At 43.9% G+C, this 16243-nt stretch carries 13 protein-coding genes; 9 read left to right on the forward strand and 4 right to left on the reverse strand.

The features are described 5' to 3' along the window. Window positions 1-4 precede the first annotated feature (4 nt). The 4 genes from folC to purF all read left to right on the forward strand — a co-directional run bounded on the left by folC (window position 5) and on the right by purF (window position 3914). On the forward strand, window positions 5-1270 hold the full coding sequence (gene folC, locus Vt282_RS04115; RefSeq protein WP_162062632.1) for a bifunctional tetrahydrofolate synthase/dihydrofolate synthase: 1266 nt from the start codon (window positions 5-7) through the stop codon (window positions 1268-1270). After that, the gene (locus Vt282_RS04120) at window positions 1271-1801 is read left to right on the forward strand and encodes a cell division protein DedD (RefSeq protein ID WP_415663437.1); all 531 of its coding nucleotides are present in this window, start codon (window positions 1271-1273) and stop codon (window positions 1799-1801) included. Window positions 1802-1872: 71 nt separating this feature from the next. Next, entirely contained in the window at window positions 1873-2364 is a 492-nt protein-coding gene (locus Vt282_RS04125) for a CvpA family protein (protein ID WP_162046833.1), read from the forward strand. A gap of 35 nt (window positions 2365-2399) precedes the next feature. Next, window positions 2400-3914, forward strand: a complete 1515-nt coding sequence (gene purF, locus Vt282_RS04130) for an amidophosphoribosyltransferase (RefSeq protein ID WP_162062633.1) — start codon at window positions 2400-2402, stop codon at window positions 3912-3914. A gap of 58 nt (window positions 3915-3972) precedes the next feature. Here purF and znuB read toward each other — a convergent pair whose 3' ends face one another. Then, complete coding sequence (gene znuB / locus Vt282_RS04135) at window positions 3973-4755, reverse strand: zinc ABC transporter permease subunit ZnuB (protein WP_162062634.1); 783 nt, start codon at window positions 4753-4755, stop codon at window positions 3973-3975. Continuing rightward, on the reverse strand, window positions 4748-5533 hold the full coding sequence (gene znuC / locus Vt282_RS04140; RefSeq protein ID WP_162046830.1) for a zinc ABC transporter ATP-binding protein ZnuC: 786 nt from the start codon (window positions 5531-5533) through the stop codon (window positions 4748-4750). The genes znuB and znuC overlap by 8 nt, the downstream gene beginning before the upstream one ends. A gap of 81 nt (window positions 5534-5614) precedes the next feature. On the opposite strand from znuC, the gene znuA reads away from it, so the two are divergent. From znuA to Vt282_RS04165, 5 genes are all read left to right on the forward strand, one after another. Beyond that, window positions 5615-6511, forward strand: coding sequence for a zinc ABC transporter substrate-binding protein ZnuA (gene znuA / locus Vt282_RS04145; RefSeq protein ID WP_162062635.1), 897 nt, complete (start codon window positions 5615-5617; stop codon window positions 6509-6511). Window positions 6512-6626: 115 nt separating this feature from the next. Then, on the forward strand, window positions 6627-9986 hold the full coding sequence (locus Vt282_RS04150) for a helix-turn-helix domain-containing protein (RefSeq protein ID WP_232055103.1): 3360 nt from the start codon (window positions 6627-6629) through the stop codon (window positions 9984-9986). 844 nt (window positions 9987-10830) lie between these two features. Beyond that, the gene (locus Vt282_RS04155) at window positions 10831-11058 is read left to right on the forward strand and encodes a FeoA family protein (protein ID WP_162046828.1); all 228 of its coding nucleotides are present in this window, start codon (window positions 10831-10833) and stop codon (window positions 11056-11058) included. After that, a complete protein-coding gene (gene feoB / locus Vt282_RS04160) occupies window positions 11058-13331 on the forward strand; it encodes a Fe(2+) transporter permease subunit FeoB (protein ID WP_162062636.1) in 2274 nt (757 codons plus the stop codon). Before Vt282_RS04155 ends, feoB begins: the two co-directional genes overlap by 1 nt. Further along, a complete protein-coding gene (locus tag Vt282_RS04165; RefSeq protein WP_162062637.1) occupies window positions 13328-13558 on the forward strand; it encodes a FeoC-like transcriptional regulator in 231 nt (76 codons plus the stop codon). The genes feoB and Vt282_RS04165 overlap by 4 nt, the downstream gene beginning before the upstream one ends. A 49-nt stretch (window positions 13559-13607) precedes the next feature. On the opposite strand, the gene Vt282_RS04170 is transcribed toward Vt282_RS04165, so the two are convergent. Beyond that, complete coding sequence (locus tag Vt282_RS04170; RefSeq protein ID WP_162062638.1) at window positions 13608-14036, reverse strand: HIT family protein; 429 nt, start codon at window positions 14034-14036, stop codon at window positions 13608-13610. Between the two features lie 249 nt (window positions 14037-14285). After that, a complete protein-coding gene (gene argS, locus Vt282_RS04175; RefSeq protein WP_162046824.1) occupies window positions 14286-16019 on the reverse strand; it encodes an arginine--tRNA ligase in 1734 nt (577 codons plus the stop codon). Window positions 16020-16243: the final 224 nt, after the last annotated feature.

The following is a 16243-nucleotide window of genomic DNA, read 5'->3' on the forward strand; positions in this document are numbered from 1 at the left end:
TTAGATGAGTCAAAGTCTTATTCCTCAAGCCACATCTCCACTCGCGATGTGGCTTGATTATTTAGCAAATATACATACCTCAGCAATCGACCTCGGCTTAGATCGTGTTCAAGCGGTTGCTAGCAAAGCCAATCTTACCAAACCTGCCCAAACAGTGATTACCGTCGCTGGCACCAACGGCAAAGGCTCAACGTGTGCCCTGATGGAAGCCATTCTGCTTGATGCTGGCTATTCAGTAGGTGTCTACAGTTCACCACACCTGATTCGCTATAACGAACGAGTCCGTATTAACGGGCAAGATTTAAGCGATGAAAAACATGCTCAAGCATTTGACTTCATTGAGAAGCAACGCGGCGAAATTAGCCTAAGTTTATTTGAATTTGGCACCTTAGCGGCATTGCGTTTGTTCCAAACGGAGAACGTTGATGTTGTTTTGCTTGAAGTAGGGCTAGGCGGTCGACTCGATGCGACTAACGTGGTTGATCATGATGTTTCAGTGATAACCAGTCTGGCGATTGATCATGTGGATTGGCTTGGTGATGACATCAATGTCATCGGTTTTGAAAAAGCCGGTATCTTCCGCACTGGTAAACCAGCGATTTGCGGTCAACCTAAAGCACCATCAACGGTAGCGGCTCATGCCGATGATATTGATGCAGAGCTTTACCAAGTTGGTATTCAATACAACTATGCACTAACCGAAAACAACACTTGGTGTTGGACTCACGGTAGCTACGAGCTTGAGGCATTACCAGTGCCGAGTTTGCCGTTGCCAAACGCAGCAACGGCTTTGATGGCACTGGCAACGGCACATCTCGACATCAGTGATGTTAACATCGTTAACGGCCTCAAAAACGCAACCTTGCCAGGTCGTATGCAGCTGATTTGTCGTCAGCCGACCGTGTTATTAGATGTGGCGCATAATCCACATTCTGCGCAATATCTCGTTGATCGTATCCACGAGCAATATGTGGGTAAAACTATTCGTATCGTCGTTGCGATGTTGCATGACAAAGATATTAAATCAACACTTGAGATCTTGTCTCCGCTAGCAAGTGAGTGGTATCCAGCTTCATTAACAGGTCCTCGCGCAGCAAGTGCTGATGAGTTATGTCAGTACCTGCCACAAGGACAAGCGAAATACCACACGCCCGTTGATGCATTTAATGCAGCAATGACACAAGCGCAAGCGGACGATGTCATTATTGTTGTCGGTTCATTCCATACTGTTGGTGAAGTACTTGAGCACTGGCAGGAAAAAGGAGAGTAAATGGCAAGTAAATTTCAAAATCGTCTCGTTGGCACCATTATTCTAGTTTCAATCGGTGTGATTGTGCTGCCTGATGTACTCGATGGGCAGAAAACACACTACAAAGAAGATATTGCAAGCATTCCTATCAAACCAGAGCTTGATAGTGATGTGGAAACGTTTGAAGTGTTAGCTCCGGAAGATGACTCAGCTTCTCTTCCCCCTTCACCTGTAGAAGTCGTCGTTGATGCAGCAACAGCGCCAACGAATGAAGATAAGGTGGAAGTTGTCGAAAAACCGGTGCCAGAGCGAAATCAATATCAAGAGAGTGCGTGGATCATTCAATTGATGGCACTAAAGAATGCCGATAATGCTGCCAATGTAGTGAAAGATCTGCAAAAGCGGGTTATCAAGCGCATACCAAACTCGAAAATGGATTTACTCGAGTCATTATTGGTCCGGATGTGTCCAAAACGAAACTTGAGCGTCAAGTTGGCGAACTGGAAAAAATTACTGGTTCAAAAGGTCGATTGCTTAAATTTAAACCATTAAATCCTTAAGAAAACGTTTGCGTCGTCATTTTTTCTGCTAAAATGCGCGCCAACGAAAGATTGTGAATACACATGAATTGGTTAGATATTGTTATTTTAGGTGTGATTGGCCTGTCGGCTTTGATCAGTCTAATACGTGGCTTCGCTAAAGAAGCATTGTCTTTGGTTATCTGGTGTGGTGCATTTTTCATCGCCAGTCAGTATTACCGACGTCTATCGGTCTACTTCACGGGGATCGATGACGAAATGTTTCGTAATGGCGCTGCCATCGCTGCCCTTTTTGTTGCCACGCTAATTGTAGGTGCGTTGGTCAACTATGTAATTGGACAGTTGATTCAGAAAACGGGTTTGTCAGGTACAGATCGCGTGTTAGGTATTGTTTTTGGTGGGTTGCGTGGCGTGTTAATTGTTGCAGCAGTTCTGTTCTTTGTTGATACCTTCACCACAATGAATCAAAGTGAATGGTGGACGACTTCTGAGTTGGTGCCACACTTCAAATTGATCATTGAACCGTTTTTCAAACACCTACAAACATCATCGAGTTTCTTATCTGGCGCGATTTAACGCGCCAGCCATTGTCGCAAATCGAGGGTTAGGACATGTGTGGTATTGTTGGAATCGTGGGCACGACGCCTGTTAATCAGTCTATTTATGACGCTTTGACTGTATTGCAGCACCGTGGCCAAGATGCCGCTGGTATTTGTACCATAGAAAGCAATCGTTTTCGTCTGCGTAAGGCGAACGGATTGGTAAAGGATGTATTTGAAGCGAGACACATGCAAAGACTGCAAGGAGAGGTGGGAATAGGCCATGTACGTTACCCTACCGCAGGCAGCTCCAGTGCCTCAGAAGCTCAACCTTTCTATGTAAACTCTCCTTTTGGTATCACTCTCGCCCACAACGGCAACCTCACTAATGCGAATGAAGTTCGCGAAAAACTCTTCGATAAAGACCGTCGTCACATCAACACCACTTCAGACTCAGAAGTCCTGCTTAACGTACTCGCTCATGAGATCGATACTGTTCGTGGCAATGTGACTAGTGAAGATGTATTTCGTGCAGTAATGAATGTGCACCGCACTATTCGTGGCGCGTATGCAGTTGTCGCGATGATTATCGGCCATGGCATGATTGCATTTCGTGATCCGAAAGGCATTCGCCCACTATGCTTGGGCAAGCGTGAAGTTAAAGGTCAAACTGAATATATGGTAGCGTCAGAATCTGTGGCATTGGATGCGGTAGGTTTTGATTTTATTCGTGACGTATTACCGGGTGAAGCGGTCTACGTCACCTTTGATGGTGAACTCTTTACACATCAATGCGCGGATAACCCAACGCTTAATCCATGTATGTTTGAGTACGTGTACTTTGCTCGCCCTGATTCATTTATCGATAAAATTTCGGTTTACGCGGCGCGCGTAGAAATGGGTAAAAAACTGGGTGAACGCATTCGCGATGAGTACGCGCATTTAGATATTGATGTTGTCATTCCTATTCCTGAAACTTCATGTGATATTGCACTACAGATTGCGCAAGCCATTGATATTCCATACCGTCAAGGTTTTGTGAAAAACCGCTATGTTGGTCGTACTTTTATTATGCCGGGTCAACAACAGCGTAAAAAATCCGTGCGTCGCAAACTCAATGCGATTCGCTCTGAGTTTAAAGATAAGAATGTTCTGTTGGTGGATGATTCCATTGTACGTGGCACGACATCTGAACAGATTATCGAGATGGCAAGAGATTCTGGTGCGAATAAGGTCTACATGGTTTCTGCCGCACCGGAAATTCGTTTCCCGAATGTATACGGTATCGATATGCCGAGCGCCAATGAATTGATTGCGCATGGTCGTGACAATGAGCAAATCTGTAAGTACATTGGTGCTGACGAATTGATTTTCCAAACCTTGGATGACCTTGTTGAAGCGGTCAGATTAGGCAACCCAGAAATCACTAAGTTTGAAACCTCAGTGTTTAGTGGTGAATATGTAACAGGTGACATCAACCAGCAGTATCTCGAGTATCTAGAGTCTTTGCGTGGTGATGATGCTAAGACTCAGTTGGAAATTCAGCAAGATTTAGCCAGCCTAGAGTTATATAACGAAGGCGCGTAGAGCGAAAGTTAACGAGTAATAAAAACGGCTTCCATTCGGAAGCCGTTTTTTTATGCCATTAAGCGATGCGTTTTAGCTGGCTTAACAAGAATAGACCAGCAGCACTTATTACCACGGAAGGGCCGGCTGGTGTATCAAAGTGCCATGATAAACTTAGGCCGATCAATACAGCAATTGCACCAAGCAAAGAGGCGATAATTGCCATCTGCTCTGGAGAGCGAGCAAAACGTCTTGCGGTAGCGCCGGGAATGATCAGTAATGAAGTAATGATCAATGCGCCAACAAACTTCATTCCAACGGCAATGACAAGACCGATAAGTAACATTAAAACCAAACGCATCAGATCAACATTGTGACCTTCGACAGACGCCAACTCTTCATTGATAGTTGTTGCTAGCAATGGACGCCAAAATACCGCCAAAATAATGCCGACCACGACCACACCAGAGTAAATGAAGATCAGGTCTTGTGGTGTTACCGCCAGCAGATCGCCAAATAAGTAACTCATTAAGTCGATTCGCACATTATCAAGAAAGCTTACCGCTACTAAACCAATGGACAATGCACTATGAGCAAGTATGCCAAGTAGCGTATCTGCAGCGATCAATTGCTGTCTTTGCAGCGTGACCAAAGCTACGGCGAGTAGCAAACAACAAATAACTAGGGCTAGGTATAAATTGATATCGAATAAGAAGCCAAACGCTAACCCCATCAGCGATGCGTGGGCGAGGGTATCCCCAAAGTACGCCATTTTGCGCCAAACGACGAATGATCCTAGTGGCCCTGCAATTAGGGCAATACCAAGACCTGCAAAAATCGAGGGAAGTAGAAACTCAATCATGATGATGACCGTGACAATGAGAAGAACAAGATGAGACATCGCCACCAACGGGTTGACCCGACAGGTCGTGATGATGGTGGTTATGCTGATGATGGTAAAACGCGAGTGTTTCCTGACGCGTTTGACCAAACAACGCAATATATTTTGGATGCTGCGTGATGGTAGCGGGCTCACCTGAACAGCAAATATGATGGTGCAAGCAGATAACGTGGTCTGTTTTTGCCATCACTAAGTGTAGGTCATGAGAAACCATAAAAACCGCGCAACCAAAGCGGTGACGGATGGTATCAATTAGATCATAAAGGTCAATTTGCCCTTGAACATCGACGCCTTGCGCCGGTTCATCCAACACTAATAAGTCCGGGCGCTGCAACAATGCACGAGCCAATAGTACGCGCTGTGTTTCACCACCAGAAAGTGCATGCATATCACTATTCAGTAGATGTTGTGCACCAGTTAATGCGAGAGCATCTTGAATTTCTTGCTGGCTAAAGTGACCGGCTAGGTGAAGAAAACGCGAGACATCAAGCGGCAGTGTTTCATTCAATTTTAGTTTCTGTGGAACATAGCCAATTTTTAGTTGTTTAGGCTTTGTGATTTTACCACTGAACTTTTTTTGTAGTCCCAATAACACTTTTACCAAGGTGGATTTACCGGCGCCATTTGGACCGACTAAGGTAATAATTTCACCTTTATTAATTTTCAGGCTGACATTATCGAGGACTTGTCGGCCGTCAAATTGAACATTGATATTGGATAGCTCGATGACTGTGCTCATGAATGGAACTCATTTGCAATTAACTAATGTTATAATGTAACATTTATTCCCATCCAATTCTATATAGCAGTACGTCATACAATGAAAACTAAATTCGCTTTATCGATCGCTGCGCTAATGGGCCTTGTAAGTAATGGCGCAATGGCACAAGAGCTTCATGTGTTAACCAGTATTAAACCGATTCAAATGATCACTGAAGAGATCATGCTAGGTGCAGGGAGTCCGGATGTATTACTCCAATCGAATGCTTCTCCTCATGATTACGCGCTCAAACCTTCAGATGTTAAGAAAATCAATCAAGCCGATTTAGTTATTTGGTTTGGTGAAGGACTTGAGCCATTTTTAGGCGGTGTGCTGGAAGAGAAAGAGTCGGCATTTGAGCTTGCCGATGTGCCGAATGTGTCATTACGTGAATACAGTCATGAGGGGCATGATCATGACCACGATGGTCACAATCATGGTCTTTATGATCCGCATTTCTGGCTTGGTTACCAACCAACGCTGCAAATGGCGAAGGCAATTTCAGATAAATTGATTTCACTTGATGCTGCGCACGCGGATGTGTATCAGGCTAACTACCAAAAATTTGCACAAACATACGCTGATAAACATAAGCAATTGAAGGCGTTGCTAGAGCCAGTGAAGCAAAATGGTTACTTTGTTTTCCATGACGCTTATGGGTATTTTGAGCAAGATTACCAATTAAATAACCTGGGTCATTTCACGGTATCACCAGAGCGCAAACCGGGCGCAAAAACCCTGATCAAAATTCGTAATCAGCTAAGAAGCAATGATGCAAAATGTGTGTTTTCAGAACCTCAGTATACGCCAGCAGTAATCGAGACCGTAATGCGTGGCAGTGAAGCTAAGAAAGGCGTTCTTGACCCAGTCGCATCAACAATCGATGTGAAACCGGGTAGCTATTTTGAATTTATTGATCAAATTGCAAATAGTTTCGTGGTTTGTTTGAGTGAATGACACAACACTTTGAGTATTTATTCTAAGTAAAATCCCTGTTTTGGTATTCAACTCGGTGGTTATCAAATAGAATGGCTGGTTAGAGCAGTTTGGCACAAGGAGACCAAGCTGCATAATGAGCCATTTAGGGATTACACCAGTGAAACATGCCTGTTGGGCTGCGTTACTCTATTTTGTTTCGCATATTACGTTAGCACTCGATTCTTCACCGTCGGTCTTTTATCCATTACCGACAGAGAGTCAAGGGCGCGTGTTTGCTGCAAATCAGCTGTTTTCTGCGACCAATGGCGGTTTGTGGATACACGATGTAAAAGGGAAACTCCTTTTCTTCGATGGGCAAACAGTGTCACCGAAATGGGGTTCTGCTCTTCCTTACTCCTCAGAACATTTGGTTGTGGTCGACGACCATTTTTGGACTTATCAAGATAATAAAGTTTATCGCTCTGCAGCTAACCAACAAAGGGTGGTGGCGTTTGAGCTTCCTCCCGGAACAGAAGTGACAAAACTTGGCGCGTCGAATGGTTACATTTGGCTTACCGATGAAGCTCACTTTCATACTTACCGTATTGCTGATGGCGTTCTAGCGACCTACTCGATTAAAGAGCTATACCATTTTAGCAGTTTAAATACTTTGGCAATTAATGATGCGCTGCTGATCAGAAAGCGTTGGGTATTAGCGACCAACGTCGGCGTGTTTGTCTCTGAAGGCGAAAAATTTCATCATGTAGCCCGTTCAAAAGACAGCCCGATAGATAAGCTCTATTTTTCCACTAGTCGTCGAGAGTTGGTTATGGGGGCAGCCAAAGGGACCATCGTTTACGATCTTTATGATACCAGCAAAGCCAAATACATCATTCCGACTCCTAACGTTACGACTATTAATGAAACGACGCAGTCCTATTGGATTGGTACGCAAAACGGCTTATATGTCTATTCATTCATCACCGGAAAAATTGAAAAATTTACCGGCGAACAAGATGCAGGCTTCGCTTTAGCTGGAAAAAAAATCAACGCATTAGTCAACGATAACAGCAGTGGTATGTGGGTAGCGACCAATAAAGATATCCACTATTTCTCTCTTTTTGGTGACAAATTCGAACGTTATTCCAGCCAAATGCTTGGGTTGCAAAATCACCATGCCAATGTCAGTAACCTTATCGCTATGGAAAGCAAACGAGGTTATTGGATGCTGAGAAATGATGGCGTATACAGTCTAATAAGAGAGAGGCCGACACCTAAACTGCGTGTATTCGCCGGGCGAGTGAACAACCTAGCCGAGTCTAAAGGTGTTTTGTGGCTGGCAACCAATCAAGGATTGATTGGAATTAATGCAAAATCGGGTGAACGACAGAAGCATATTCAGATACCTGAGGCATTAAAAAACACCCCGATTACGCAACTTGCTTTTGATTCTAAGGGCATACTGTGGATTGCCAGTGACGCATTTGTATGGAGTTTTGATGTTGAGAGCGGAGAGTTAAGAACCATTGCTGAGCAATGGATGTCTTCAAACTATGCGGAAGGTAGTTTGAAGAACATGATGATCTCAAGGGCTGATAAAGTGCTACTTGGCACTGACCATGGCGTGTATTTACTCAAAGATAAACAGCTGAAATTCATCGCGACAACCGCAAAGTTCGGTGCAGTGCGAAATATGATCGAAGGAAGAGATCATCATATTTGGGTGGCGAGCAATTATGGGGTCAATATTTTTGATACCAACACGGAGGCGTTGTTAGCACTGCCATTAGTGGATGAGCACGTTGCTCCACAATGTATCGTGAACAATGCCACCGGGTCTTGGCTAACGTCTTCAGCAGGCTTAAGTCATTACACATTAGATGGGCAGTTGGTTGGGCATTATGGGCAACCTTTTGGGCTCATTAATAATGAATTTCAAAATGGTTTTTGTTTAACCAGCGCCACTGATGAAAATACGCTCTTGCTGGGGTCTTGGCATAGTCTAATCAGTCTAAATAGCCGTGATTTAGCGGTCAGTTCATTGCCAGAAGCCAATGTCTTATTCTCTCAAGTGAAAATTAACCAAAAGCTGATTGGTTTTGGATCGGTAGACGAATCAAAGTTGAATGCGCCTTACGGAGAGACAATAACGGTTCAAATGGGCATTATGCCGAGCCTGAGTGGTTCATCACTAGAGTTTAAACTTGATAATGACAAGGTATGGACACCTTTAGAGGGCTATCAAATTGTCATGGAGGGTTTAATGCCTGGCACGTACACCCTATCAGTACGGCCTGTTGTTAACGGGATTGAAAAGGGTGGGATAAAAACGCTCACATTTACCGTTACCGAACCTTGGTATCTTACGGCATTGGCATTTGCTACCTATGCGACGGTTGGTTTACTGCTTTTATTTGGCTTAGTTTATTGGCGTTCACGAATGATGAGCAATGCCAACAGAAAATTAAAAGCTCAGGTGGCGCTGAAAACAAACCAGTTGCGTCATCAAAGCCGCGTGTTACTGAGCAATAACCATCAATTACGCAAGCAAATGCAAGTGAGACGACTGATTTTTAGTCAAGCGATTCAATGTTTTAGAGAGCGGTTAACCGTTGCAGAACAGACGTTGGCGCAAGCTGGAGAGATAGGTAAAAATCAAGTTATTGATCAAATTGCTTCAGAGCTTGAGCTGCTACTTAACATGCGTGAAGCCCAAGGTAATGCCTCGCCTGTTTATAATATGTCGATGATTTTGAATTCAACACTGGATGGTTGGAAAGAAGAGTTTGCGAGAGCGGGTTTGGCCGTTGAGCAGCGAAATAAAGAGAGTAAGGATATTTATGCTTTGCTGAATTACTTTAATCTCGATGTATTACTCAATTTGGTCTTTGACAGTTTAGTTAAGCGCTGTGAACGCAATCAAACGGCTTATATTGAGCTTTACAGTGTGGACGAAAAAGTGGTTGTTCAAATATCGGATCTGGGTTCGCCCATTGATCTGGATGGTGAGGGAAGCTGGCAAGAAATAGCGAAATTGATTGAAATTAGTGGTGGCATACTCACAGTGAATATGAGCACTGAACAAAATACCGTGGTCATGAGTTGGAATGAAAGCCAAGCATTTGATGAACACTCAGTGATCGAATTTGATCGAATATCGCTAAAATCGACCAGCATGGATATTGCCGATCCATTCGTAGACCGATTGGAGGAGCTAGTATTAGAGCATTATACCGACCCTGATTTTAGTACATCAACAGCAGCTAAAATGCTGTATGTTTCAGAGCGTAGCTTACAACGTCGATTTAAAGCTGCCACACAAAGAACATTTTCTGACTATTTAGCTGAGGTAAGGTTGGATAACGCCTGCCGCCAGCTGCTTGCGGGCGGTAAAGTCGCGGATATTGCTTTTAGCTGTGGTTTTAACGACGCCTCATATTTTAGCCAAAGATTTAAGCATCGTTTTGGTGTATCCCCAACCCAGTTTATCGAACAGAGTGTAGAAGCGATATAAAGCGCGCTGGACGCTTCGTTTAGCCAGTACCATCCCGGTTTCCATCCCTCCCATTAAGTACGTAGTTAGCTCTCGTCGTCGTGTATTCGTAGTGAATCAATCTTATTTAGCAACTAAAACTTAGTTAAATAATTGATATTTAATGAATTTAATATTCTGTGTGTTGTTGGTTTTCTGCTGCAATAGAGAGGATCGTATTTGAATCAATACCAGTGATAACTTCTTGATGAGCAATGTGTAGATGTTATTCGCTAATCAGTTGAAAGCTGTATCGTGATTTATTGGGATTTATGCCTTGCTATGGGATACAAAGTGTTTGTTTAAGCTATTGAAGTGTAAAGGTTTGGTGTGATTTTGGCATGAAAGGGTAAGAAAAAAATATCGTGGTATAGCCGGGGGGACTATACCACGGGTGTCAATGACACCTTCGCTTGCTGCCGGAGTGGTGCGTTGCACCACCTCTGGAATTCTTTGTCATAAGGTTGTTTAACCCGACGGAAACCACTATAAACCACTCTACTTATTTTACTTATAAAATTAACGCCAACATGATATAAGAATTGCGACATTTAATTAAGTCATTGTTTTGTATTGCTTTTAATATAAAAACTTATCACGTCATGTGTTTATAAGTATTTATGTAAATAATAGGGCGGCAATTTATTGACGTATTTGACGTGTTGCAATTGACAAAAATGACGTGTTTTGGCGACTATTATTTGTTGCCAACAAAAACGTAAAGTTTGATTTCAGGCAAGATAGTTATTGTCTTCTTCAGTTACTATTTGGAACATAAATAAAATAACTCTCATTACCAACTTGCCAGAAAAATTAGGTATTCGCTATGCAATTGTCAAAATTAAGCCAAGGACAAAAGGCCACTATTGTCGGCTTTTCTGAGCTTTCTAATGACGTACGAAAAAAACTGATGATTATGGGTCTACTACCAAATACAGAAGTAAAGCTCATCCGTTTTGCGCCAATGGGTGATCCGTTACAAGTAGAAGTCCGAGGTGTATCAGTTGCACTGCGAACCAATATTGCCGATGCAATTTTAGTGGAGGCGAAATAATGCAATACCAAATTCTTACTGTTGGTAATCCAAACAGCGGCAAAACAACACTGTTCAACGGATTAACAGGCGCCAAACAACAAGTAGGTAACTGGGTTGGTGTGACGGTCGAAAAGAAAACCGGTAATTATGCACATTCAGGTGATGATTTCTTGTTGACCGATCTACCTGGCATTTATGCATTAGACAGCGGTAACGATACTAATAGTATCGACGAGTCTATTGCTTCTCGCGCAGTACTTACTCATCCTGCAGATTTGATTATTAACGTTGTTGATGCGACATGTCTGGAGCGCAGCCTCTATATGACGTTGCAACTGCGTGAGTTAGGCCGCCCAATGGTGGTGGTTCTGAACAAAATGGACGCACTAAAACGCGAGCGTCAAGTTATTGATACCAAGCGTTTAGAGAAATGGTTAGGTTGTCCGGTTTTAGCTATTTCGGCGAACAATAAAGCTGCAATCTCTGAATTTAAAGAACGTTTACATAAACTTGTGGTGCAAGGCGTAACGCTCGACGCGATGCAGTTACAATACTGCTCGGAGTTTGAAAGTGCATTAGACAACCTAGAGAACATCTTTGTTGGTCAGCAATCCGCATCTCGTGCCCTAGCTATTCGCGCATTAGAACAAGATGTGCTGGTGTTAAATTCGTTAAAATCGGAACAGCGTGATGTGGTATATAAGCAACTTGCTGATCTTGATATGGATATTGACCTGCATGTTGCCGATACTAAGTACACGTTATTGCATGAACAATGTAAAAAAGTGCGCCGTAGTGAAGGCAAACTGAGTCACAGCTTTACTGAAAAGTTAGACCGAGTGATCCTCAATAAATGGATTGGCGTGCCATTCTTCTTTGTTGTGATGTACTTGATGTTTATGTTCTCGATTAATATCGGTGGTGCCTTTATCGATTTCTTTGATATTGGTGTTGGTGCGTTGCTGGTTGATGGCGGGCACTACCTACTGGATGCACATTTACCTGTTTGGCTCGTCACTTTATTGGCTGATGGTATTGGTGGTGGTATTCAGACTGTTGCTACTTTTATCCCAGTGATTGCTTGCTTGTATTTGTTCCTTGCTGTGCTGGAGAGCTCGGGCTATATGTCTCGTGCGGCTTTTGTTCTCGATAAAGTGATGCAAAAAATAGGTTTGCCAGGTAAAGCTTTTGTTCCATTGGTGCTGGGCTTTGGTTGTAACGTACCTTCTATTATGGCAACACGTACGCTTGACCAAGAGCGTGAGCGTAAACTTGCCGCATCAATGGCTCCATTTATGTCATGTGGTGCACGTCTCCCTGTCTACGCGTTATTCGCTGCAGCCTTCTTCCCAGAGAGCGGGCAAAACGTTGTGTTTGCTTTGTACCTATTGGGTATTGTGGCGGCGGTATTTACGGGGCTGGTGCTGAAAAAGACGTTGTATCCAGGTTCAAGCGATAGCCTGATCATGGAAATGCCGGATTACGAACTGCCAACGATGCAAAACGTATTAATCAAAACGTGGCAAAAGCTAAAACGTTTCGTGTTGGGTGCGGGCAAAACCATCGTGATGGTTGTGACGATTCTCAGCTTCTTGAATTCAATGGGTACTGATGGCTCTTTTGGTAATCAGGATTCAGAGAACTCTGTGCTGTCTAAAGCCTCTCAATTGGTCACCCCAGTGTTTGCCCCTATCGGCGTTAACAGCGATAACTGGCAAGCAACTGTGGGTATTATTACCGGTATTTTTGCCAAAGAAGCAGTCGTAGGTACACTAAATAGCCTTTACTCACCAGCTGAAGAGGGTGATGCGCAATACGATTTAGCGGCAAGTCTAAAAGAGGCCGTGTTAACCATCCCGGATAACCTTGCAGGCTTAAACTACACGGATCCACTAGGGGTCGAAGTCGGTGATTTGACTGATAAATCAGCGGTTGCGGAAGAGCAAGCGGTTGATGCGACTATTTTTGGTAACCTCAAGTCGCACTTTGTAACTGGCAATGCCGCGTTTGCTTATTTGATCTTTATTTTGCTCTATACACCATGTGTTGCCGCGATGGGAGCGTATGTTCGAGAGTTTGGCCAAAAGTATGCTCGCTTTATTGCGGTTTGGACCATGGGCCTCGCATACGGCAGTGCGACGTTATACTATCAAGCGACTCACTTTGTTGACCATCCAGTGATGAGTGCGACTTGGATCATTGGTATCGTTATCGCTGCGCTTGCTGTTTATCGTTCATTGAAAATTGCCGGTAAAAAGCAGAAAAAAGCACTGGAGGTACAAATCGCATGATTTTGATCGAACTCAAAGCGTATATAGAAGCTCAGGGCAGTGCCTCTCGGACGGAACTGGCAAAGAAATTTGCTTTAAGTGAAGATGGGGTTGATGCCATGCTCGCAGTTTGGATCAAAAAGGGAGTGTTATCTCGTATGATTGATACCAATAAAGCGGATAAAATTACTCGAGTTCGCTACTCCGTCAATCAAGCCGATAGTTTGTCGCTGACGGTGACGATGTAGCGAGCAATAGTTAAAAAAAGCCACTTCAAACGAAGTGGCTTTTTTGTATTTAAGATTTAGTAAACAGACTACTTAAGCCCAATACATTTCTAATTCGAGTTGCGACCGCTTGCTGATCTTCTTCACTACGATATTCACCCTTGGTATTACCCCATAGCGGACCAGGCCATGCGAGATCGGTAGTGAAACGCGCGATGTGATGAATATGCAGTTGTGGCACCATATTACCAAGAGCGCCGAAATTGAGTTTGTCTGGCTGGAATGTCGCTTCTAATGCCTGGCTCACCGCTTGCGATTCCAACAAAAATTGCTGTTGTTCTTGCATTGGCAAATGATGCAATTCTTTTAGATTTTCGCGTTTAGGTACCAAAATAACCCAAGGCACAGAATCATCTTTGTGCAGTAACGCTACGCAAAGCGGGAAATGACCAAGTACCGTAGTGTCCTTAGCCAGTTGAGGGTGCAGTTCAAAGCTCATTGTTATTCTCGTTGGTTTGAAGTTTTGATGATTATAACGTAGAAGGGGAGAGATGTGAGCGGAGAACAAGAAGTGGGAGGCGAGATATGAGAACGCTATGCTCGAGATACACTCAATTCTTTACGCCCAATTCTATATTCTTCAACGACAAAAAAACCGACGTTTTCACGTCGGTTTTTTCTAGTCAGCAATGACTTCCAATTCTCGAAGCGCTGCGTTTTGAAGCGTGACGCTCTCAAATCTTGCAGTTTACATACGCTCTAGCGTTTCGATACCGAGTAGCGATAGACCTTGCTTAATCGTCTTCGCGGTTAGCGCTGCCAGTTTTAGACGGCTTTGTTTCACAGTTTCGTCTTCTGCCACAAGGATAGGGCATGCTTCGTAGAAGCTAGAGAATTGACCTGCTAGTTCGAATAGGTAGCTACACATGATGTGCGGTTGACCTTCGCGAGCAACAGATTGAACGGCTTCTTCAAACTGCATGAGTTTTGCGATCAGTGCTTTCTCTTTCTCGTCAGTGATTTTGATTTCACCTTGTAGCTCATCCATTGATACGCCAGCTTTAGCGAAAATAGAAGCTACACGAGTGTATGCGTATTGCATGTAAGGAGCTGTGTTACCTTCGAATGCTAGCATGTTGTCCCAATCAAACACGTAGTCAGTGGTACGGTGCTTAGATAGGTCTGCGTATTTCACCGCTGCCATTGCAACCGTATTAGAGATCGCTTTCTTCTCGTCTTCTGCTAGGTCAGGGTTCTTAGATTCGATCAGCTGTGCTGCACGAACTTCTGCTTCATCAAGAAGATCAGCAAGACGAACAGTACCGCCTGCACGAGTCTTAAACGGTTTGCCGTCTTTACCCAGCATCATGCCGAATGCGTGGTGCTCAAGAGACACAGACTCAGGAACATAACCTGCTTTACGCACGATAGTCCAAGCTTGCATCAGGTGTTGGTGCTGACGAGAGTCGATGAAGTAAAGTACGCGATCGGCACCTAGTTCTTCGTAACGGTATTTCGCACATGCGATGTCCGTTGTTGTGTATAGGAAGCCGCCGTCACGTTTCTGAACGATAACGCCCATTGCTTCGCCATCTTTGTTCTTGAACTCTTCAAGGAACACAACTTGCGCGCCGTCATCTTCAACCGCAAGGCCTTGTGCTTTTAGATCAGCAACGATTTTTGGCAGCATGTCGTTGTACATACTTTCACCCATCACATCATCACGCGTTAGTGATACGTTTAGGCGATCGTAGTTACGTTGGTTTTGAATCATGGTAACGTCAACAAGCTTCTTCCACATTTCTGCGCAGAATTCGTCACCGCTTTGCAGTTTCACTACGTAACCACGTGCTTTTACTGCAAACTCTTCGTCTTCATCGTAAAGCTTTTTAGATTCGCGGTAGAAGCCTTCAAGGTCAGCCAGTTCCATTGAAACTTCACCAGACTCTTGCTGTACACGTTCAAGGTTTGCAATCAGCATACCGAACTGCGTGCCCCAGTCACCAATGTGGTTAGCACGGATTACTTTATGACCTAGGAATTCTAGAGTACGTACTACTGCGTCACCGATAATGGTTGAACGTAGGTGACCTACGTGCATTTCTTTTGCAACGTTAGGTGCAGAGTAGTCTGCAACGATAGTTTGTGGTGCTTCAGCGGCTACGCCAAGACGAGCGTCAGCTAGAGCAAGATCTGCTTGTTTTGCAAGAAACTCTTCGCTTAGGAAGATATTGATAAAACCAGGGCCTGCGATTTCAGTTTTGCTCGCAATACCATCGAGGTCTAGAACATCCAACACTTTCTGCGCAAACTCGCGAGGGTTCGTACCTAGTTGTTTTGCAACGCCCATTACGCCGTTAGCTTGGTAGTCACCGAACTGTGGTTTTGCTGATTGACGAACGGCTGCAGGGCTGCCTGCAGGTGCGCCAGCGGCTTCAAGAGCCTGAGAAACTTTTTCATTAATAAGTGCTTGGATATTCACACGCGCTTCCTTCAATTCTAGGAATTATAGTGGTCTGCATTGGACCGAACTAAGGGCTATACCCTGTAAGTATCGGGAGTCATACTCATCAATGCAAACCGAATCGAGTTCACAAATTGGCGCACATGATACCAATTTTATTAGGCAGCATATAGGGCGTAATTTGAGTATTTTCTACTTTCTTGATGATCTTGTTACTATTAAGAAAAAGTAACCTTTACTTA

Origin of the sequence: Vibrio taketomensis (genome assembly GCF_009938165.1) — a bacterium.
Lineage (GTDB): Bacteria > Pseudomonadota > Gammaproteobacteria > Enterobacterales > Vibrionaceae > Vibrio > Vibrio taketomensis.

What these genes read in the sequence shown, in the direction of transcription:
- Vt282_RS04125 (WP_162046833.1), top strand. Translation starts at nt 1,873, where the DNA reads ATGAATTGGTTAGATATTGTTATTTTAGGTGTGATTGGCCTGTCGGCT.
- Vt282_RS04120 (WP_415663437.1), top strand. Translation starts at nt 1,271, where the DNA reads ATGGCAAGTAAATTTCAAAATCGTCTCGTTGGCACCATTATTCTAGTT.
- feoB (WP_162062636.1), top strand. Translation starts at nt 11,058, where the DNA reads ATGCAATACCAAATTCTTACTGTTGGTAATCCAAACAGCGGCAAAACA.
- folC (WP_162062632.1), top strand. Translation starts at nt 5, where the DNA reads ATGAGTCAAAGTCTTATTCCTCAAGCCACATCTCCACTCGCGATGTGG.
- purF (WP_162062633.1), top strand. Translation starts at nt 2,400, where the DNA reads ATGTGTGGTATTGTTGGAATCGTGGGCACGACGCCTGTTAATCAGTCT.
- znuC (WP_162046830.1), bottom strand. Translation starts at nt 5,533, where the DNA reads ATGAGCACAGTCATCGAGCTATCCAATATCAATGTTCAATTTGACGGC.
- znuA (WP_162062635.1), top strand. Translation starts at nt 5,615, where the DNA reads ATGAAAACTAAATTCGCTTTATCGATCGCTGCGCTAATGGGCCTTGTA.
- Vt282_RS04165 (WP_162062637.1), top strand. Translation starts at nt 13,328, where the DNA reads ATGATTTTGATCGAACTCAAAGCGTATATAGAAGCTCAGGGCAGTGCC.
- Vt282_RS04150 (WP_232055103.1), top strand. Translation starts at nt 6,627, where the DNA reads ATGAGCCATTTAGGGATTACACCAGTGAAACATGCCTGTTGGGCTGCG.
- Vt282_RS04155 (WP_162046828.1), top strand. Translation starts at nt 10,831, where the DNA reads ATGCAATTGTCAAAATTAAGCCAAGGACAAAAGGCCACTATTGTCGGC.
- Vt282_RS04170 (WP_162062638.1), bottom strand. Translation starts at nt 14,036, where the DNA reads ATGAGCTTTGAACTGCACCCTCAACTGGCTAAGGACACTACGGTACTT.
- znuB (WP_162062634.1), bottom strand. Translation starts at nt 4,755, where the DNA reads ATGATTGAGTTTCTACTTCCCTCGATTTTTGCAGGTCTTGGTATTGCC.